18 protein-coding genes and 1 riboswitch are annotated in these 20,736 nt (G+C 52.6%); of the genes, 11 read left to right on the forward strand and 7 right to left on the reverse strand.

Features of this window, described 5'->3' with window-relative positions:
* The first annotated feature begins 5 nt into the window (after positions 1-5).
* Together ABID13_RS15850 and ABID13_RS15855 are read left to right on the forward strand one after the other, a co-directional pair.
* Positions 6-1,031 (forward strand): ABC transporter ATP-binding protein, encoded by a 1,026-nt coding sequence (locus tag ABID13_RS15850; RefSeq protein WP_007861127.1) that lies wholly within the window; start codon positions 6-8, stop codon positions 1,029-1,031.
* Positions 1,021-1,995, forward strand: coding sequence for an ABC transporter ATP-binding protein (locus tag ABID13_RS15855; protein ID WP_048929710.1), 975 nt, complete (start codon positions 1,021-1,023; stop codon positions 1,993-1,995). Before ABID13_RS15850 ends, ABID13_RS15855 begins: the two co-directional genes overlap by 11 nt.
* Positions 1,996-2,030: 35 nt before the next feature.
* Here ABID13_RS15855 and ABID13_RS15860 read toward each other — a convergent pair whose 3' ends face one another.
* Both ABID13_RS15860 and ABID13_RS15865 read right to left on the reverse strand, forming a co-directional pair.
* The gene (locus ABID13_RS15860) at positions 2,031-3,332 is read right to left on the reverse strand and encodes an SLC13 family permease (protein ID WP_007861117.1); all 1,302 of its coding nucleotides are present in this window, start codon (positions 3,330-3,332) and stop codon (positions 2,031-2,033) included.
* Between the two features lie 32 nt (positions 3,333-3,364).
* The gene (locus tag ABID13_RS15865; protein WP_048929711.1) at positions 3,365-4,708 is read right to left on the reverse strand and encodes an enolase C-terminal domain-like protein; all 1,344 of its coding nucleotides are present in this window, start codon (positions 4,706-4,708) and stop codon (positions 3,365-3,367) included.
* Between the two features lie 190 nt (positions 4,709-4,898).
* Here ABID13_RS15865 and ABID13_RS15870 point away from each other — a divergent pair, with 190 nt between their 5' ends.
* The 3 genes from ABID13_RS15870 to recJ all read left to right on the forward strand — a co-directional run bounded on the left by ABID13_RS15870 (position 4,899) and on the right by recJ (position 9,073).
* Complete coding sequence (locus ABID13_RS15870) at positions 4,899-5,795, forward strand: LysR family transcriptional regulator (protein WP_040415815.1); 897 nt, start codon at positions 4,899-4,901, stop codon at positions 5,793-5,795.
* 144 nt (positions 5,796-5,939) lie between these two features.
* Positions 5,940-7,295: a branched-chain amino acid transport system II carrier protein gene (gene brnQ, locus ABID13_RS15875; protein ID WP_048929712.1), complete on the forward strand. Its 1,356-nt coding sequence runs from the start codon at positions 5,940-5,942 to the stop codon at positions 7,293-7,295.
* Between the two features lie 38 nt (positions 7,296-7,333).
* Positions 7,334-9,073 (forward strand): single-stranded-DNA-specific exonuclease RecJ, encoded by a 1,740-nt coding sequence (gene recJ, locus ABID13_RS15880; protein ID WP_048929895.1) that lies wholly within the window; start codon positions 7,334-7,336, stop codon positions 9,071-9,073.
* Between the two features lie 10 nt (positions 9,074-9,083).
* Here recJ and ABID13_RS15885 read toward each other — a convergent pair whose 3' ends face one another.
* The 5 genes from ABID13_RS15885 to thiS form a co-directional block, all read right to left on the reverse strand.
* A complete protein-coding gene (locus ABID13_RS15885) occupies positions 9,084-9,689 on the reverse strand; it encodes a thiamine phosphate synthase (protein ID WP_040415218.1) in 606 nt (201 codons plus the stop codon).
* A complete protein-coding gene (thiH, locus tag ABID13_RS15890) occupies positions 9,682-10,911 on the reverse strand; it encodes a 2-iminoacetate synthase ThiH (protein WP_048929713.1) in 1,230 nt (409 codons plus the stop codon). Before thiH ends, ABID13_RS15885 begins: the two co-directional genes overlap by 8 nt.
* A 32-nt stretch (positions 10,912-10,943) precedes the next feature.
* Entirely contained in the window at positions 10,944-11,750 is an 807-nt protein-coding gene (locus ABID13_RS15895; RefSeq protein WP_048929896.1) for a thiazole synthase, read from the reverse strand.
* Between the two features lie 88 nt (positions 11,751-11,838).
* A complete protein-coding gene (thiF, locus tag ABID13_RS15900; protein WP_007861098.1) occupies positions 11,839-12,480 on the reverse strand; it encodes a sulfur carrier protein ThiS adenylyltransferase ThiF in 642 nt (213 codons plus the stop codon).
* 2 nt (positions 12,481-12,482) lie between these two features.
* A complete protein-coding gene (gene thiS / locus ABID13_RS15905; RefSeq protein WP_007861096.1) occupies positions 12,483-12,680 on the reverse strand; it encodes a sulfur carrier protein ThiS in 198 nt (65 codons plus the stop codon).
* Between the two features lie 236 nt (positions 12,681-12,916).
* A riboswitch (TPP riboswitch) is annotated at positions 12,917-13,021 on the reverse strand.
* Positions 13,022-13,388: 367 nt separating this feature from the next.
* Here thiS and ABID13_RS15910 point away from each other — a divergent pair.
* The 6 genes from ABID13_RS15910 to ABID13_RS15935 all read left to right on the forward strand — a co-directional run bounded on the left by ABID13_RS15910 (position 13,389) and on the right by ABID13_RS15935 (position 20,214).
* On the forward strand, positions 13,389-14,363 hold the full coding sequence (locus tag ABID13_RS15910; RefSeq protein WP_007861095.1) for an ABC transporter permease: 975 nt from the start codon (positions 13,389-13,391) through the stop codon (positions 14,361-14,363).
* Between the two features lie 2 nt (positions 14,364-14,365).
* Positions 14,366-15,250 (forward strand): oligopeptide ABC transporter permease, encoded by an 885-nt coding sequence (gene opp4C, locus ABID13_RS15915; protein ID WP_227161842.1) that lies wholly within the window; start codon positions 14,366-14,368, stop codon positions 15,248-15,250.
* A complete protein-coding gene (locus ABID13_RS15920; protein ID WP_007861091.1) occupies positions 15,250-16,245 on the forward strand; it encodes an ABC transporter ATP-binding protein in 996 nt (331 codons plus the stop codon). The genes opp4C and ABID13_RS15920 overlap by 1 nt, the downstream gene beginning before the upstream one ends.
* Positions 16,226-17,236 carry an ABC transporter ATP-binding protein gene (locus ABID13_RS15925; RefSeq protein WP_045092785.1) on the forward strand — a complete coding sequence of 337 codons (1,011 nt, stop codon included), beginning with the start codon at positions 16,226-16,228 and terminating at the stop codon, positions 17,234-17,236. The genes ABID13_RS15920 and ABID13_RS15925 overlap by 20 nt, the downstream gene beginning before the upstream one ends.
* A 24-nt stretch (positions 17,237-17,260) precedes the next feature.
* Positions 17,261-18,382 (forward strand): aminopeptidase, encoded by a 1,122-nt coding sequence (locus ABID13_RS15930; protein ID WP_048929714.1) that lies wholly within the window; start codon positions 17,261-17,263, stop codon positions 18,380-18,382.
* Between the two features lie 125 nt (positions 18,383-18,507).
* Positions 18,508-20,214, forward strand: a complete 1,707-nt coding sequence (locus tag ABID13_RS15935; RefSeq protein ID WP_048929715.1) for an ABC transporter substrate-binding protein — start codon at positions 18,508-18,510, stop codon at positions 20,212-20,214.
* Positions 20,215-20,736 lie beyond the last annotated feature (522 nt).

Below are 20,736 nucleotides of genomic sequence, written 5' to 3' on the forward strand. Positions count from 1 at the left end.
CGCGGATGAAGGAAGAACATGTATTGACCATAGAGAACCTGCAGTCCTATTTCTTTACTGCCAAGGGAACCGTACCGGCGGTGGATGATGTGACCATTGAGGTGCCGGCCGGGAAGATCATTGGTCTGGTGGGAGAGTCGGGCTGCGGAAAAAGTATGACAGCCATGTCTGTGATGGGGCTTTTGCGCCATCCCGGCAAGGTGGTGGGGGGCAGGATCCTCCTGGACGGAAGGGATATCACCCATCTCGGGCCAAAGGAAAGGGCAGGTGTAAGGGGAAATGAGATATCCATGATTTTCCAGGAACCCATGACCTCCTTAAACCCCGTGTACCAGGTGGGAAGACAGGTACAGGAAGCCATTCTCCTGCACCAGAAGGTGTCCAGGGAGGAAGCAAAAAGGCAGGTGATCGAGATCTTCAGGGAGGTGGGGATCCCGGAGCCGGAGAAGCGGTACAATTCTTATCCGCACCAGCTTTCCGGCGGCCTCCGCCAGCGTGTGATGATAGGCATGGCCATGGTCTGCAAGCCCAAGGTCATGATCGCTGATGAGCCGACCACTGCCCTGGATGTGACCATTGAGGCCCAGATCCTGCGGCTGATGAAGCGCCTGAGGGATGAGCAGGGAACCTCCATTATCCTGATTACCCATAATATGGGAGTGGTTGCGGAAGTCTGTGATTATGTGTATGTAATGTATGCGGGAAAAGTGATGGAGCAGGCGGAGGTCTTTGATCTGTTTGCCAACACAAAGCATCCCTATACCCAGGGTCTGCTGAGGTCTATTCCCAAGCTGGACAGCAATGAGGAGCGCCTGTATACCATAGAAGGCGTGGTGCCCAACATGCTGCACCTGCCCCGGGGATGTAATTTCTGCAACAGATGTACAAAGGCGGCGGCACGATGCCTGGAGGAAAAACCGCAGCTGTATGATACGGGGACGGATGAGAACGGAATGAGCCACAAGGTGAGGTGCTTCCTGTATGATGACAGAAGCGCGGAGGGCAGTCGGGAGGCGGAACATGGCAGATAAGAAAATACTCCTGGAAGCCAGGGATCTTGTAAAGGAATTTGCCCTGGAGGGCGGAAAAAAGGGAAAGAATGTGGTTCACGCAGTTTCCGGCGTGAACCTGAAGATCTATGAGGGAGAGACACTGGCCCTGGTGGGGGAGTCCGGATGCGGCAAGAGCACCCTGGGCCGGACCCTGATCAGGCTTTTGGATGCCACGTCAGGCACCATAGAATTTGACGGAATGGATATTATGGGGATGAAGGATAAGGAATTTGCCGGGATCAGGCGGCAGATGCAGATCATTTTCCAGGATCCCTATGCATCCCTGAATCCAAGAATGAATGTAAAAGAGATCATTTCCGAGCCCCTGACCACTTACGGTCTGGCAAAAAACAGGGCAGAGGTAGAGAGCCAGGTCCAGGCGCTGATGGATGAGGTGGGGATTCCCAGGGAATTCATCAACCGTTACCCCCACCAGTTTTCAGGCGGACAGAGGCAGAGGATCGGGATCGCCAGGGCGATCGCCCTTCACCCAAGGCTGATCATCTGTGACGAGCCTGTGTCTGCTTTGGATGTGTCCATCCAGTCACAGGTATTGAACCTGCTAAAGGATCTGCAGGAACAGTACCAGCTGACGTATCTGTTCATCTCACATGACCTTGGGGTGGTAAAATTTATCTCCGACAGAGTGTGTGTGATGTTTCTGGGAATGGTCTGTGAGGTGGGGGATACACATGAATTGTACAACCACCCACTGCATCCCTACACGCGTTTTCTTCTCAACGCCATACCCAAGGCCGATCCCAGGCTTAGGAGCGATGAGCAGGAGCTGCTTACAGGGGAGATCCCAAGTCCGGTCAATCCCCCCTCGGGCTGCCGGTTCCATACCAGGTGTCCTTATGCAAAGGAGGTATGCAGCCAGAAGGTTCCGGAGGGGACTATGGTTGGGGAGAGACAGGTGTTTTGTCATTTTCCGTTAACATGAGACCGAGGGGTGGATCCTTTACAGAGCTGGATCCTCTAACGGAAGATCCCGATGCAGTACCCTATGACAACCCACAGCACGGAGAGAATCCACAGGGGCACGAATGAGAATTTAACGTAATCGGCCAGTTCCGTGCCATCGGCCAGATCACAGGCCAGGTATATCTGGGGCTGGGCCACAGGGGAAACCATGGCGCCCATGTTCATGAGAAGGGTCAGGATGACCACCTCGCCGGGAATGCCGAATTTGCTGCTGACGCCGGCTACAATGGGCACCAGGGCGTATTGCCAGATATCATTGGTAAAGATAAGCATGAGCGGAGTGCTGAACAGGGCGATGATCAGGTAGACCCATGGACCCATGGCACCCGGGATGATGCGGATCAGGAAATCCACCATGGCATCCATCATACCGCTCTCGGAAAGGACGCCTACCACCACGCCGGACAGGAACACGGCGCATGCAGTGGAGTACATTTCCTGGGAATATTTCTTTAACAGGCTGCCCTGAAGTTTCAGGTCAGGGTAGTTGACGCACAGAGCCACGATCAGTCCGATGGCAAATACAAAATAGTCAGGGCAGGGAACCGCGCTCAGACCGATGATCAGCAGTATGGTCCAGATCAAGTTGAACCAGAACAGCCTGGGGCGTTTAAGCTCTGAGGACTCCATGGTTACAGCCGTGTCCACCTGTTCATCCATCTGGCCGGCTCCTTTTTTCATCTGGATTCTGGCCAGGATGACAGCAAGGCAGACACACAGTACAATATAGATGAGCATCATGGGCAGCATCTTTGAGAAAATGTAGTTCTGGGGATTTTCAATGCCCTCCAGCAGAGTGGCTGCCCTCAGGGTACGGCCGTTCCAGGGCGTTACGAACAGGGCGCACATGGTTGCGGAACATAAAAGCAGCAGTACTTTTGGATCGATTTTTAACTTTTTGTACAGAGGAAGCATCATGGGTATGGTCACCAGATAGGTGGAGGTGACGCTTCCGTCTATTTCCGTGATCAGAGATACCAGCACGGTGATGATGCAGATCACCGTGACACTCAGTTTTGTGTGCTTTAGCAGGAACTCCACCATGATATCAAAAAGTCCTGCTTCCGACATGACTGAGAAATAGGGCAGTGAGAAGAATATGATGAACATCAGATCCCTGGTCTTCCCAAGTCCCACATTAATATAATCACATACTTCCGTAATGCTGGCACCCACCAGCAGGGCCCCGATTATGGGAATGATGGTAAATGCAAACAGGGTGCTTACTTTCTTTTTCAGGAGCAGTGTGGTGATGAGTATCATCATCCCAAAGCCCACGATGGCTGTATAACTCACGTTTTATTCCCTCCCTTTATTTATAGCGTTTCCTATCTCACAAGACATGGCTTTTTGGAATCATAGATCCATCCCGGGATCAGGTACTGCATGGCCATGGCGTCATCCCTGTCATGGCTGGGCATACGGTTGTAAAGCTTGTTGGCCTCCATTACCTGATCCATGTCCAGTGTGACACCAAGTCCGGGACGGTCCGGAACTTCCAGGTAACCGTTCTTTATGACCGGGGTATCCTTTAACAGGTTCTGGCCGTCCTGCCAGATCCAGTGGGTATCCAGGGCCGTGGGACTGCCCGGGGCAGCTGCGGCCACATGGGCGAAGGTGGTAAGGGTTATGTCAAAGTGGTTATTGGAATGGCTGCCCCAGGTAAGTCCCCAGTCATTGAGGAGCGCGGCCATGCGCAGGCTTCCCTCCAGACCCCAGAAATGCGGGTCCGCCAGAACAATGTCCACTGCTTTTAAGGCAGCGGCATGGTAGAACTGCCTCCAGTTTGTGGCAATCATGTTGGTGGCAACCAAAAGTCCGGTGGCATTTTTGAATTCCGCCATGATCTCACGGCTGGAGAATCCTGCCTCGGGGCCGCAGGGATCCTCAATATAGGACAGGATGCTGCCCATGCCCCGGCACAGGCGGATGGCTTCCTCCAGACTCCATGCGCCGTTGGGGTCTATGTTGATGCGGCCCTGGGGAAACTGCTTTTTGAGAGCCCTTACCGTGTCCATTTCGTAATCCCCTGAGAAAACGCCGCCCTTGAGCTTGAAGTTGCGGTAGCCGTATTTGTCCTGAAGGCAGCAGGCCTGTTCCACGATCTGTTCATGGCTGATCATTTCCTGGCGTCTCATCCTGAACCATGGATCACGGCTCTGGGATTCATCCAGGTAGGGAAGGTCGGTTTTGTTCTTATCCGATACATAGAACAGATAACCAAGTACTTCCACCTGATCCCGCTGCTTTCCCTCTGCCAGAAGTTCGCACACAGGAATGCCCAGGTGCTGTCCGAGAAGATCCAAGAGGGCGCATTCAATGGCCCATTCTGCCTTTACCACAAACTTCAGTTTGCTGATGTCCAGGGTCTGAATGCCTTCCCCGTCATCACCCGCAGCCTGTTTGCCGCCTCTGTGGATACATCCCAGAATGGAACGGTATTTGCCTACTTCCTGTCCCACGACCAGGGGAATACAGCTGGTAAGGCATTCATATGTATAATCCCCTCCGTGGATCTCTCCAATGCCTGTATGGCCGGAGCTGTCCTTTATAATGACCAGATTCCGTGTAAAATAGGGAGCATGGGCTCCGCTGAGTGTCATTTCCATGCTGTCGTAACCTGCTACAGGAATTACCTGCATCTCAGTGACAATAGGTGTGTTTGCTGACATGTTTTATTTCCTCCTATATACAAATGCCTTGCTTTTTTGACTGTTTTTATTATAATACAGTTAGGAAAATCAGGCCAATATGTAAAAATAATCGGGGCAATCACTTTTACTAATGGTGAATGTGAATAAAAACAGGCCTGCAAAGACAGGTCCGCAGCGGGTCTGCCCATATGCACACGGGGGGATTATATTGGATACAAAATATTTAAACTATATTTTAACCATTGCAAGAAGAAAAAACATGACAAAGGCTGCGGAGGAACTGTATGTGTCCCAGTCCTCCTTGAGCCAGTATTTGTCCAGGCTGGAGCAGGAGATCGGGGATCCTCTGTTCATACGGGCAAAAGGGGAGCTTTTGCTGACCCCGGCAGGGGAACTGTATGTGGAGGCTGCCAGGAAGGTGATACGGATCCAGAAGGACCTTTATCAGGACATACGCAGCCTGAACAATAAAAGCCATATCACCATTGGGGTCACGTCCCAGTTTGGCCTGAGGATGCTGACGGAGATCATACCCGCGTACAAAAAGGAGTTTCCCCAGGTGACCATTGAGATCTCGGAATCCAATGTGCCCGCCCTTACAAGGATGCTGCTGGATGAGGGGATCGACTGCGCCATTATGGCCCTTAATGGTACGGATGCCTTTTCCAGGGAGCAGGTTTCCGTATTGCGGGAGGAGGAAGTGCTTTTCGCCATACCGGCATCCCATGAGTACAGGAAGCGCAATCAGGACAGTGCCATGACCCAGGAGGAACTGGTGAGAGAGTTCGGTAAAGACAATTTCATGCTTTCCAAGAAGGGTTCTACCCTGCGGGTGCTGGCGGACCGGATCTTTACAGCCTGTGACTTTCAGCCCAGCACCATGTGTGAGACCAACAGCATCATTGCCACACGGGCCATGGTGGCAAAGGGTATAGGGGTTACTTTTATTGCCAGCTCCTGCGTCAGCGACCGGGAAAATGTAGCTTACTATTCATTGGATCCCAAACTTTACCGGTACAATGTGCTGGTGCTCAGAAAAAATCTGATACAGAACCGGCCGGAAAGGGTATTGTTTCAGTATATATATGACTATTTCAAAGAGTAGGAACCAGAGGCGCCGGGAAGGCGCATTCCCCGGTTAATGTTGAAACATGGGGACTTTTGTGATATCATTATCAAAGAAAGAGATAAGAGAAATCGGGGGATAAACTCTTATCTCTTATTTTGTACTGAGCGGGGATATATACATATGAGACAGAAACTATCAAAGCACAATCTGCTGCTTGTTGGATTTACATTATTTTCCATGTTTTTTGGCGCGGGAAATTTGATCTTCCCGCCTTTTCTGGGCGCTCAGGCAGGCAGCCTTACATGGCAGGCCATGGGAGGATTCCTGATCAGCGCGGTGGGCCTCCCTGTGATGGGGGTGGCGGCAGTTGCGCTGTCCGGTGGACTGACCAATCTGGCAGGAAGGGTGCATCCCTGGTTTGCCTTTCTGTTTACGCTGCTGATATATCTTTCCATCGGACCATGCCTGGCCATACCAAGGACTGCCAGCACCTCCTTTGAGATGACGGTGCTCCCTGCCCTCACCGGCATGAATCTGAATATGCAAGGCGTGGTGGGCCAAACCGGGTTTACCCTCCAGACACTTTCACAGTTTGCCTATTCGGCCCTGTTTTTTATTGTGGCCATGATAGTGGCTTTCAGGCCCGAGAAGCTGACAGACCGGCTGGGAAAGGTTTTGTGCCCGGCGCTTTTGGTCCTGATCGGCGTCATATTTACCGGGTGCCTGGTATGGCCCATGGGACCTTACGGGACGCCGTCCCAGTCTTTTTCATCAGGACCTGTGATTAAGGGATTTCTGGAGGGATATCAGACCATGGATACCATTGCCGCCCTTAATTTCGGAATTGTCATTGCCCTGAATATCCGGGCAAAGGGGGTGGAGCAGGAGGGCGCCATTGTGCGGGAGACCATCAAGGCGGGGGTGATCGCAGGAATACTGCTGGCCCTCATCTACGGAGCCCTGGCCCATATCGGGGCGCCGGCAGGCACTGTTACGGCTGATACGGAAAATGGAGCCAGGATCCTTACCTATGTTGCGGGAAGCCTGTTTGGACAAGCGGGGATGATGATATTGGGAATGATCTTCCTCATTGCCTGCTTTAACACCTGTGTGGGACTGCTCAGCTGCTGCAGCCAGTATTTTACCACCATCATTCCACTGATCGGATACAAAATGTGGGTGGCTGTGTTTGCGGTCATCAGCCTGGTGATCTCCAGCGCGGGTCTGAACCGGATCCTGGCGGTTTCGGTTCCTGTGCTCAGCGCCATTTATCCCGTGGCCATTGTGCTCATTGTGCTGGCATTTATGGATCCTCTGACAAAAAGATGGCCGGCCATGTTTCCATGCAGTATATTGTTCACAGGGATCGTCAGTGTGGTTTATGCGCTGGAGCAGAGCAAGGTGGTCATACCGTTCCTGAGCCAGGCAACCACCTTCCTGCCTGGTTATGGGGCCGGACTGGGCTGGATCGTACCTGCCCTGGCCGGAATGGCGGCCGGTGTGGCCGTGTCCTCCGCAATGGAAAGCGGCTGGTGACGGAAGGCAATGCTATAAAGAAAAAGGATATAAGAGAGATGACACAGACAAAATGGATGCTGCACGCCAAAAAGGCGGATTTTAATAAGATAGCAGAGAACTTTGGGATAAGTCCCGTGACAGCAAGGATCATACGCAACCGGGGGATTGAGGACATGGAGTCCATCCGGCATTACCTCCATGGCTCAATCGAAGATCTCCATGACCCGCGTCTTCTTCCGGACATGGAAAAGGCGGTGGGCATACTGAGGCGGAAGGCGGCGGAGGGAAAGACCATCCGTATTGTGGGTGATTATGATATTGACGGAGTGTGCTCCACCTATCTGCTTTACCGGGCTTTAAAGCGGATCGGGGCCAGGGTGGATTATGAGATACCTGACCGTATTAAGGACGGATATGGAATCAATGAGATGATCATCGAGGCAGCTGCATCAGACGGCATTGATACCATACTTACATGTGACAATGGGATCGCTGCCGTCAGCCAGATCGCCAGGGCAAAAAAACTGGGGATGACGGTCATTGTCACGGACCACCACGATATACTGGTGGAGGAAAATGAGGAAGACCTGCCTGAGGGGGGGAGGGAAGTGCTTCCTCCGGCCGATGCGATCGTGAATCCCAAGCTCAGGGGATGCGCGTACCCGTTCACCGGTATCTGCGGCGGAATGGTGGCGTTTAAACTGGTGCAGGTGCTCTTTGAGGAGTCGGGAGTTTTGGCGCAGGAGTGGCTTGACATGCTGGAGATCGCGGCCATTGCCACGGTGGGGGATGTGATGAAGCTCCAGGGGGAAAACCGTATCATTGTAAAGGAAGGCCTGCGCTGTCTGGGCCATACCTCCAATCTGGGGCTGAAGAAACTGATCGAAAAGAATAATCTGGTACCGGGCTCCATTACTGCCTATCATATCGGGTTTGTGATCGGCCCCTGCCTGAATGCCAGCGGACGCCTTCAGACAGCTAAGATCGCATTGTCCCTGCTGCTCTGCGAGGATGAGGAGGAAGCCGACCGCATGGCCATGGAGTTAAAGGAACTCAATGACCAGAGAAAGGATATGACCCAGGCCGGGATTGACCAGGCCGCAGCCATGGTGGAGGAACGGTATGGGGATGATAAGGTCCTGGTAGTGTTCCTGCCCGACTGCCATGAATCACTGGCCGGGATCGTGGCGGGAAGGCTCAGGGAGAGATATAACAAGCCCTCCTTTGTGCTGACCCGGGCAGAGGGCTGCGCCAAAGGCTCCGGGCGTTCCATAGAGGCCTACCACATGTTCCATGCCCTGGTGGAGGTGAAGGACCTGCTGCTGAAGTTTGGGGGCCATCCCATGGCAGCGGGGTTTTCCCTGGAGGAAAAGGACGTGGACGAGTTCCGGAGACGCCTGAATGAGAATGCCAGGGAGCGTTTGACGGAGGAGGACTTTATCCCCAGGGTGTGGATCGATGTTGCAATGCCCTTTGAATACATAACGGAGCCGTTTGTCAGGGAACTGGAACTTTTGGAGCCATATGGGCAGGGGAATGAGAAGCCGCAGTTTGCCCAGAAAAGCATGGTGATCCGCAGTGCCCATGTGATGGGGCGAAACCGGAATGTGGTACGGCTGAGTCTGGTCAATGAGCGGGGAGTATCCATGGACGGCGTGGTATTTACAGATGGGGACCTGTTCATGGAGGAGAAGGGAAACAGCCGCCTCATGGATGTGATCTATTATCCAGGCATTAATGAATACAATGGGAACAGGAACCTGCAGATCGTGGTAAAGGACTGGAAGTTCCATTGATGACAGCGCTTTAAAGCGCCATCATCCCCGACATGATACATCCGCCAACGGCCCCACATGACATGACTTCCCGGATCTGGGCCGCCTCCAGGCGGATGCCTCCTATGGCATAGACCGGTATGGAAACGGTTTGGCATATCTCCCTTAAAAAAGCAGTTCCCCGCGGGGGCAGTCCCTTTTTACAGTCAGTGGCATAGATGTGGCCGGCTGTCAGATAGGTGGCTCCCAGGGACTGGGCCTCCAGGGCCTCATTGGCGGCATGGACCGATACACCGATGGTGGTGAATCCGTCCAGCTGTTTTTTTTCGGCCGCCTCCCTTAATTTCCACAGCGGCAGATGGATTCCATCAGCACCCAGAATGTGGGCGGCCTCTGTAAAGGTGTGGAGGATGCAGGGAACCTGATAGGATGCACACAGTTTTAAGACCTCCCGTGCCATGGATTCATAGTCTGCCTCATCCATGTCCTTTTCCCTCAGGACCAGGGCTGCCGGATGAAAACAGCATATCCGGCGGACCTGGTCCATAAATGGCCGGGTGCAGAGACTGCGGTTGGATACGGCCATGATGCGGTCCCTTATTTCCTTTGGTATTGTTTGTTCTTGTATATTACACATAGATATAATCACTCATCACCGGCTGGAGATTCCTGCTCAGCAGGTCGCGGAACACCTGATCCACGCTGCGGTTGTCGGAAATCTCAAACTGGCTGTCTCCTTCCTCTTCTATTTCCTCTGAATGTCCTCCGATCCCGGTGCTTACCCCGGCAGATACCTTGGTGGCCGCAATGGATGCCAGATGATCCCTGACCCTGGCGCATTCCCTGGTGGACACGGTGATGCTGGCCCAAGGCATAAGGAGACGGTAAGCTGTGACCACCTGAAGAAGCTGTGTCTCATGGACATCCATGGGATTGATCTTGTCATTGTTGATAATGGGTCTGAGGCGCGGGCAGGAAAACGCGATCTCCCCGTGGGGATATTTCTTTTGAAGCAGCCAGGCGTGGCATCCGGTTGCAAATGCGTCCTTGCGGAAGTCCGACAGTCCTAAAAGGGCTCCCAGACCCACGCCCCTCATTCCGCCCTTCAGTGCGCGTTCCTGGGCATTGAGGCGGTACGGAAAACAGCGCTTGTGGCCGGACAGGTGCAGGGTCTCATATTTGTCCGGGTTATAGGTCTCCTGGAATATGGTTACGTAATCCACTCCGCAGCTGTGCAGGTAAGCGTACTCATCAGAGTTCAGGGGATAGATCTCCAGGCCGATCACCTTAAAATACCTGCGGGCGATCTTACAGGCTTCTCCAATATAAGAGACAGTGGACTTTGCCCGGCTTTCACCGGTAAGGATCAGGATCTCCTTCAGCCCTGTGCGGGCAATGGATTTCATTTCCTCCTCGATCTGTTCCGGTTCAAGCTGTGCACGCCTTATCTTGTTCTTGCAGTTGAAGCCGCAGTAAATACAGTAGTTTTCACAATAATTCGCAATATAGATAGGGGTAAACATGTAGATGGAGTTGCCGAAATGTTTTCTGGTTTCTACCTGGGCAGCCTTTGCAATGTCTTCCAGCAGAGGCTGTGCGGAAGGGGAGAGCAGGGCGGCGAAGTCCTCCAGGGTGCGTGTTTCATGGGCCAGGGCTGCTTTGACATCCGCGGCCGTGTACGCTGACGGATCATAGGCGTTCATAAGGGACAGGACCTGCCTGCCGATTTGTGAATCCAGTACCTCCATATCGGGAAGATAGGCCATGTGGTCAGTGCGTTCCTTTTTCAGGTCCTGGCTGATCTGGGGGTTCAGGATACTTTCATTCATGGGTTCATTGTTCTTTTCATTTTGAGACATGGTGTCACCTCTTTTTATCATAGGGTTTGTGGTTAGTCGTGGAGAAATCCGGTCAGGGGGGAGGAGGCACTGGCTTCCTTGTCCAGTGTCCTTCCAAGACCTGCCAGGTATGCCTGCCTTCCGGCTTCAATGGCCAGCTTAAATGCCCCGGCCATTGCCGGTACGCTGCCTGCTGTTGCGATGGCTGTGTTGGCCATGATGGCGGCGGCGCCCATTTCCATGGCCTCACAGGCCTGTGAGGGGCGTCCGATCCCCGCGTCAACAATAATGGGAAGATCTATTTCATTGATAAGGATCTGAATGAATTCCCTGGTGCACAGTCCCCGGTTGGTTCCGATGGGAGCGGCCAAAGGCATGATGCAGGCGGCTCCTGCACTGGCCAGATCCCTGGCCGTGTTCAGGTCCGGGTACATGTAGGGCATGACCACAAAGCCTTCCTTGGCAAGGATTTCCGTGGCTTTGATGGTTTCTGTGTTGTCGGGCAGCAGATATTTTGCATCGCGTATCACCTCTATTTTTACAAAATCCCCGCACCCGGCCTCCCTGGAGAGACGGGCGATCCGGACGGCCTCCTGTGCGTTCCTGGCGCCGGAGGTGTTGGGAAGGAGGGTGACGTGGCTGGGTATGTAGTCCAGGATATTGGCGATGCCGCCTTCATTTGCCCGCCGCAGGGCAAGGGTGATGATCTGGGCTTCTGCCTGTTTTACGGCTGCCTGGATCAGATCCAGGGAATACTTTCCCGATCCCAGAATAAAACGTGAGGTAAAGGTGTGGCCTCCGATGATAAGAGGGTCGCTGCAGGAGCTTAGGGCTGTCTGCTCCGTGTTTTGTTGTTCCATTTTTGTTTGTTCCATCTTTGTCTGCTCTCTTTCTTTTTGTTCCATGTTTCAATTCTCCTTTGCTTTTAAACTGTGCAGCGGCTGTCTCTCAGACGGTCTCCTCTCCAAGGATCAGCCGTGTGATCATATTGGCCTGGTGGGCGGCGCAGAGCATGACCCTGGGCGCCATAAGGCCGTTTCCCGGCCCGGGAAGGGAGGTGCCGTCTCCGCACACATAAAAATGCCTCCCGGCTCTTTTGGTACAGATACTGTTGCCGCTCCCGAAACCCGCCATTCCGGACGCGGATACCAGGAACTTGTCCGGAAACTGTTCCAGGATCCCATTGGCCAGCATGGCTTTTGCCTCAGGGCGGTCAAAGGCTTCGCATATGATGGTCTCATGTTCAAACAGGGACTGGATGTTGGATTCAGTGACCCTGACACAATGGGTATATATATCCAGGAAAGGATTGATCTCCTTTAATTCATGGGCCAGCGCAAGGGTTTTGTACATGCCCAGGTGGCGCGCCGTATATTGCTGGCGGTTCAGGTTGGTTATGTCCACAACATCAAAATCAATGAGATGCAGGTGGCCCACGCCGATCCTGGCCAGTGCAAACGCCACATTAGAGCCCAGGCCTCCCAGCCCTGCCACAGCCACCCGGGCATGGTCCAGTTTTTCCTGGACCTGGGCCGTGTGCCGTTCGGTCAGGGCACGGTGAAGCTGCTCTTTGTTTAAGACAGTGTCCATATTCAGCCTCCTCCTACAAAACTTACGATCTCCAGTACATCATCATCCCCAAGCCGGGTAGTGCCATAGCTTCCTTTGGGCAATATGGAACCTCCAAATTCCACTGCAATCCTGTCCAGACGGTATCCCTGTTCCAGCAGATACTCCTCTACTGTGACCGGCTGTGACAGCTGCGTTTGCCTGCCATTGATCATGGGCATTTGTTACACCTCCTTTTCCGGCAGTGGGCGCTGGGAAGCTCCTGGCGGCAGGAAAGCTTCCGGCGTACATTGCAGAATAAAAAAATGTTCACAAAGCAATACACCCGCGGTGGTGCACCCCTTCATGAACATAGATTCACTCTGTCTGCCTGTATTTAATTGTGGATTGCGGACCGGATCTGGTCCCGTATGGTGGAGAGAACAACAAAATACGGGAATACCAAAGTATTCCCGCTAAGAAGTTTCATGATCGGTCCCTACGTTGGCATTATCCAAATCAGGTTCATGGGTCGAAGTTTAAAACTTCCTCTCAGCCTATTCATAAGCTCCCCGTTTTTTACAAAATCCAGTATAGGACACGGGAGCGGGTTTGTCAATACTGTTTTTAAAAACAGGGGGAGGGGAATTGGATACCTCATTTGGATACATCTGTATGAATCCATTGTTTGTTAAAATTGGATAAGTAGATATGTAGATAAATCATATTGACAAATTTTGACGAATTTTGTATAATAAGTTAATTTACATTGTCATTGTAATTCGGTATGGTCTTACATATTGCATGGTATATGCGGGTTAATACATACATATAAAAGCAAAATCACCAAGACATGCGCCTTTTGGGAGGGCGCAGGGGTGGCTGCGTGCTGCAGGAAGCCTGTACCGGACCCTTACAAGACAAAAAGAGGAAAGTATGGAGGAACACGAATGGGAAAGTATATTGGGAAAAGACTGCTGACTTCAGTGGTCATTCTGTTCGGTGTGTCGGTGATTGTTTTCTTCCTGGTCATGAGCATCCCCGGCGACCCTTATTCCGGCATGTACTCGCCGGATATCCCACCTGAACAGATCGCAGCAAAATTGGAGGAGCTGGGTGCCAATGACCCCTGGCCCGTACAATATGTAAAGTGGCTGGGCCGTGTGGTGACAGGTGACTTTGGTTATTCTATCTGGTACAAGACCCCCGTCATCGGCATCATCCTGGACAGACTGGGAAACACCGCGCTGCTGGCATGTGCAGCCATTGCACTGAGTACCCTGTTGGGTATTACTGTTGGTATTTATTCGGCAAGGCATAAAAAGGGAATCGTGGATAATACCTCGTCCATCCTGGCTTTTGCAGCCATTTCCATTCCCAGCTTCTTCTTCGGCATGGTGCTGATCAAGATCTTCGGCGTCAACTTAAAGCTGCTGCCGATTTCCGGAATGGTTACGGTATCGGCCAATCCTGTCACAGGCCCGGCCTATGTCCTGGATGTGGCCAAGCATATGATATTGCCTACCATTGTCCTGGGTCTGATGAATGCGGCTACCATGATGCGCTATACCCGTGCCAGTATGGTGGATATCCAGTCCATGGACTACATACGAACTGCCCGTGCCAAGGGCCTGCCTGAGCGCAAGGTCATCTATAAGCACGGTCTGAAAAACGCCCTGAGCCAGATCATCACGATCCTCAGCCAGCAGATTCCCAGTCTGCTGTCCGGTTCTCTTTTGACAGAGACGGTGTTTCTGTGGCCCGGCGTTGGCCGTTTGAACTTTGAAGCTGTTAACCACCGCGATTACCCGCTGATCATGGGCATCGTGCTGATTTTGGCCAGTTTTACGCTGATTGCCAACCTGATCGCCGATATCTCTTATGCTCTCATTGATCCCCGGGTTCTGCACGAGGAGAAAGGATGAGGATGATGGAAATAAAAAAAGAAAAGATCCAGACTCCTTTCCAAGAAAGTCTGAAGAAAATTTTATCCAACAAGCTGTGTTTGGTCAGTCTGATCGTGCTGGTGATCCTGATCTTGTTTTCTATCTTTGGCCCCATGTTCACAGGATATGAATCTGATTCCATTGACCTGCTGAATATGCTTACCGGCCCCAGCGATACGCATTTGCTGGGCACGGATGAATTAGGCAGGGATATGTTCACCCGTCTGGCTGAAGGAGGCCGTGTATCCATCAGCGTGGGCTTGATCGCAACGCTTTTTAAGCTGTGTATCGGTGTGCTGCTGGGCTGTATTGCAGGTCTGTACGGCGGGATTGTGGAAAGTGTCATTATGCGTATCGTGGATATTATTATGTGCTTCCCCTTTTTTGTCATTGCCCTGTGCATCGCTGCCATCACCGGTCCCAGCTTCCATAACACGATTTTTATCATTGGTATTCTGGGCTGGCCCGGTGTGTGCCGTATCGTGCGCAGTCAGGTGCTGAGCCTGAAAAATGTTGAGTATGTGGATGCAGCCCGCTCCCTGGGCTTAAACCAGATGGAGATCATCTTCCGTCACATCCTGCCCAATGCCAGCGGTCCTATTATCGTCTATACCACCCTGAGCGTGGCTAACGCCATCCTGATGGAGGCGTCCTTAAGTTTCCTGGGTCTGGGTATCGCTATGCCACAGTCCAGTTGGGGCACGATCCTGTCCACTGCCCAGAACATGCAGATCCTTCAGGACTGCTGGTGGATGTGGATTCCCGCAGGTATCCTGGTCCTGAGCACCGTTCTGGCTATCAACTTCCTGGGTGACGGCCTGTCCGAGATCCTGGATCCTAAGAAAAAAGGAAGGGGTGCTGACTAATGGCGGAACATGATATATTCTTTCAATTAAAAGATCTTTGGATCAAGTTTGGCCCCGCGGGCAAAAGCTATCCTGTTGTCAAGGGGATCAACCTGAATATCGAGCGCGGCAAGGTGCTGGGGCTGGTGGGTGAGTCAGGCTGCGGCAAGAGCGTCACCATGCTTTCCTCCATGGGCCTTTTGCCCAAAAATAACTGCGAAGTCACCGGCAATGTCCTCTTTGATGGACAGGAGCTGAACGGACTGCCTGACAAGGAATTCCAGAAGATCCGCGGAAAGCGTATCTCCATGGTGTTCCAGGAGCCTATGACCAGCCTTAACCCTGTGTTCACCGTGGGCCAGCAGCTCAGCGAAGTGCTGGAACAGCACCTGAACATGACCGGACAGGCCAACAAGGCCAAGTGCCTGGAACTTTTGAACCTGGTATCGATCCCTGATCCTGCCAGTGTATATGACTATTACCCGTTTAAGCTCTCCGGCGGCATGCGCCAGCGTGTGATGATCGCTATGGCCCTGGCCTGCGATCCCGAGCTGGTCATTGCCGATGAGCCAACTACGGCCCTGGATGTAACGACCCAGGCGCAGATTATCGATCTGTTCAAAGAATTGCAGAAGAAGCTGAACACCACCATCATCTTTATATCCCATGACCTGGGGGTGATTGGTGAGATCAGCGACAACATTGCTGTCTTGTATGCCGGTTATGTGATGGAGGAATGTGATACCAAGACCTTGTTCCGCAATCCTCTGCATCCTTATACCTTCGGCCTGATGAGTTCCCGTATGGGACGCAGCCTGAAAAACAAGGGTAAGCTTTACAGCATCCCCGGAATGGTGCCCAGCGCCGAGAATATGCCGGCGGGATGTCCCTTTGCCCCTCGCTGCCTCAAGGCAGGCGGCCAGTGCGCCTGCGAGATCCCTCCTTTGGTGGAGGTAGAGCCTGGCCATAAAGTACGCTGCTGGGAGGTGACTAACCATGTCGAAGCCACTGATTGAAGTTGAAAATCTGAAAAAATATTTCCCTCTGGGAAAGAACCCTTTTAGCAAGAAGAGCGGCCGCGTGGTCAAAGCTGTTGACAATGTGTCGTTCCAGATCAATGAGGGCGAGTGCTTTGGCCTGGTGGGTGAGTCCGGTTCGGGCAAATCCACCACGGGCCGTTGTGTCCTGAACCTGCTGTGCCCCACCAGCGGAAAAGTATATTTTGACGGCAAACCCATCTTTGATGAGGAGAAGGGCATTGCCCTGAACCGCAAAGAGATGATGGAGTACCGGAAGGAGATGCAGATCATCTTCCAGGATCCCAATGCCAGTCTGGATCCCCGCATGACCGTGGGCCAGATCGTGGAAGAAGGAATCAAGAAACACAAGATCGCCACCGGCAAGGAGGCAAGCGACCTGGCCGCCTATTATCTGGAGTTGTGCGGCTTGGACCGCTCCATGGCCAACCGTTATCCCAGCCAGTTCTCCGGCGGACAGAAGCAGCGCATCGGTATTGCGCGGGCTCTGGCTGTGAAGCCCCGTTTTGTGGTGGCTGACGAGCCGTTGTCCGCATTGGATGTCTCCATCCAGTCCCAGGTTCTGAACCTGATGAGCGAGCTGAAAGAGAAACTGGGCCTGACTTATCTGTATATTTCCCACGATCTGAAGACCGTGGAGTATTTCTGTGATAAGGTCGGGGTTCTGTACCTGGGCACCCTTTTTGAGACCGGCACCACGGAGGAGACAATGACAGAGCCCCTCCATCCCTATACCAAGGCCCTGTTTTCCGCTATCCCTCCCGAGGATCCCACCGCTGATGATAACCCTGAGCGGATCAAGCTGATAGGCGAGATCCCCAGTGCTACCAATATGCCATCAGGCTGTAAGTTTCACACCCGCTGTCCGTACGCCACTGACAAGTGCAAGAGCACCGAGCCTCAGCTGGCTTGCACGGGCGGAACCCATTTTGTGGCCTGCCATCATTGGCAGGAGATCAATCATAAGTAAAGCAGGAAAGGAAGTAGAAAGATTATGGATCCCAGATTTAAAAAGATCGCTTCTACCGTTATGTGCCACAGTTTAAAGATCCAGCCAGGTGAGAAGGTGATGATCTCAGCCGTGGACGATGGAGACAAGCTGGCAGAAGCTCTGGTGGAGGAGGCATATGCCTGTGGCGCCGTGCCCTTTGTCAGTTTGGAGCAGACCACCATCCGCCGTGCCATCCTAAGGGGGGCCACCGCAGAACAGCTGGAGCTGATGGCTAAGCCCAGCGTGGTTCTTATGGATGAGATGGACTGCCATGTTACCATCTCCGCTCCCTATAACAGTTGCGAGTTTTGCCTGATCTCTCAGGAAAAGCAGACCATGTACACGAAGTATTGTAAAAGCTTGATCAGCCGTGCCAAAAGCAAGCTGCGCTGGGTGTCCCTGACTTATCCCAACCATGGGATGGCCCAGAATGCGGGCATGAGCCTCAGCGAATTCTCCGACTATTATTTTGATCTTATGACCATGGATTATGACAAGCTGGAGAAGGCTTCCCTGCCCATGGCCCTGCGTATGAGGGCCGCGGACCAGGTACGCATTGTGGCACCGGGTACGGATCTGACCGTGTCCCTGAAGGGCTTTACCGCTCTTATCGCTGCCGGCGAGCACAATCTGCCCGATGGGGAGATTGCTTCAACCCCTGACCGCTGTTCTGTTAACGGCACCATCAGCTTCAATGTTCCCTCCATGCACAATGGCTTTCTCTTTACCGATGTGCGCCTGACCTTTAAGGACGGCAAGGTGGTGGAGGCTTCCGCCAATGACACAGAGCGTTTCTTAAAGGAGATCTCCCTGGATGAGGGCTGCCGCTACATAGGCGAGTTTTCTATGGGGACCAGCCCCTATGTGCAGCGTGTTGTACACGAGACTCTTTTTGACGAGAAGATGGGCGGATCCATGCATATGGCCCTGGGCGCCTGCTACAATTTCCCGGGCCGTGACAACGGCAACCGGTCCAGCATTCACTGGGATCTGATCCAGAGCCACCGGCCTGAACACGGCGGCGGTGAGGTGTGGATCGATGGCGAGCTGGTGCGCAAGGACGGCATCTACCTGCCTGAGGATCTGCGCGTACTGAACCCGGACGTTTATTTTGCCCAGGATTGATAAATGCCGCTGATGCGGCAATAACCTTTGGAAGCATCTCTTTGGGAAAAGCCCGGGAGAGTAGCGATAGGCGGATTCCTTAATCCGCAAAGGCTTCAGAAAAATTTTTGAAAGTAGGGAAGATTATGAAAAAGAAGATCACAAAAGTTCTTTCTACTGGACTGGCTCTTACCATGGTTCTGAGCATGGCTGCCTGCGGCAGCAAAAAGCCTGCCGGCGACACACCAGCCGCCACCAGCCCCTCCAGCAGCGCAGCTGCAGTTGTCGGTACCGACACCGGCAAGGTTGCCGAGGTTACGGATGAAACTGTTTCTGCCAAGGATACTCTGGTTTGGGGCTCCAAGGCCGGGGCATCCGGCGTTTTCCACCCCACCCTCCAGTACTCCAACTATGACCGCGAAGTTGTTTTCCTGGTCTATGACCGTCTTCTGACCAAAGATGTTGACGACAATTATGTTGAGAGCCTGTGCGAGTCCTATGAGATCAACGAGGACGCCACTGTGTACACCTTCAACCTGAAGAAAGACATCAAGTGGCATGATGGTGAGGCTTTTACTGCTGAGGATGTGGCGTTCACCTATGAGACCACCTGCCATCCCGATTTTGGCAAGGGCTATGATGAGTTTTCCGCCGCTCTGCTGGGCGCTGACGCTTACCATGACGGCACTGCCGACCATGTGGAAGGCATCAAGGTCATTGATGACTACACGGTCAGCTTCACCTTCAAGGCGCCTTACCTGGATGCTCTGGTGAAATTTATTGACAAGCCTGTACTGGCAAAGCACATTTGGGAAGGCACCCCTGTGGGAAAGTGGGGCGATGCCACCGAGCTGCTCCAGAACCCTGTGGGTACCGGCCCCTATAAATTTGTGGAGTTTGTTCCCGACCAGTATGTCAAGCTGGTTGCCAACCCTGACTACTTTAAGGGCGAGCCCCTGATCAAGAACTTTATTTTTAAGGTTTCCAACAAAGACACCTGCCAGGCTGAGCTGGTAAACGGGGACATTGACGTCACCGAGGTCAGAACATGGCGTCCTGATGGTATCCAGACCTTCCTGGACAACAACATCCCTATTGCAGAGCAGCTTGACACCAACGCCACCTACCTGGTGTTTGACACCACTGATCCTATTCTCAGCGATGTAAGGATCCGTCAGGCCATCATTTACGCTATGAACCGTCAGGCCATGGTGGATGGACTGGTTGCCGGTCACGGGTCCCTGTCTAACGCTTTGATGAAGCCATCCCTGTCTGTGTATCCCGACACGCTGAACACCTATGATTACAGCATTGAGAAGGCTCAGGAACTGCTGAAGGAAGCCGGATATGAGGATACCAATGGTGACGGCATTGTTGACAAGGACGGCAAGAACCTGGCTCTGACCCTGCAGTACAGCACCGGAAGCAACGATGAGCTGGTTCAGGTTATCCAGAATTTTGCAAAGGCTGCCGGGATCCAGGTAGACTTGGTGGGTCAGGACTTCAACACGGTTCTGGCAACTCTTAAGGATTCTACCGCTGAGTTTGATATGGCGATCATGGGAGCTACCTACCGTGCCAACATGGGTTACGGCGGTTCCAACTCCTGGATGTCCCGCTGGGATAAAGATCCCAAAGAGGTTGAACTGCTGAATGCGGCTGCTGCCTCCAAGAATATGGAAGAGGCTGCTGCCAATTACGGGGCATGGTGTGAGTACGATAATGAGATGACTCCTCAGTTCGTCCTGTACTTCTATAACCAGGGTTATGCCTACAATCCAAAACTGGTCAACTATGTGGTAGCTCCTGATGAGTGGTTCTACAATGTTGAGACCTGGTATTTTGAAAACTAATTGACCACCTGATAAAAAGGGGCTGCTGCAAACGTAGACCATCTACCGCAGATCATCTACCGTAGATCATCTACAGGAGCATCCGCTCCTTTTTGCTGTTTTTCGTTTCCGGAGCGGTCCTGCGGTGGTATGGATAAAGGGGCAAAACTTAGCCGCCAATAACTCGGGCGGCAATATCCCAGGTATTTTTGGTGTTGACATCGGCTCGGTGTGCTGTTATAGTTACAATTGTGATCAATTATAAGAAGATGGGAGATGAAAGGATGAGAATGTATTCTTGCAGATAATGAATTTCATAGACAGCATGGAGATGGTGCAGCAGATGTTTCTTCCTTTTACAGGGGACGGGGCGCTGGCTGCCGTGCCCCAAAGGTGCTTTTCCATGCGATGCAGGAATATATATCCTTTTATCTTTATAATACAGGCGCACAGTGCTGCCGGGAGAAGTGTTGCCGGTGGGAATGTGCGGTCCGCTGTCATGTTTTTTCAGGATCCGGGTTGAGATCATGGGACCCGGGACGG

This window comes from Enterocloster citroniae, from assembly GCF_040545455.1.
GTDB classification, from domain to species: Bacteria; Bacillota; Clostridia; order Lachnospirales; family Lachnospiraceae; genus Enterocloster; species Enterocloster citroniae.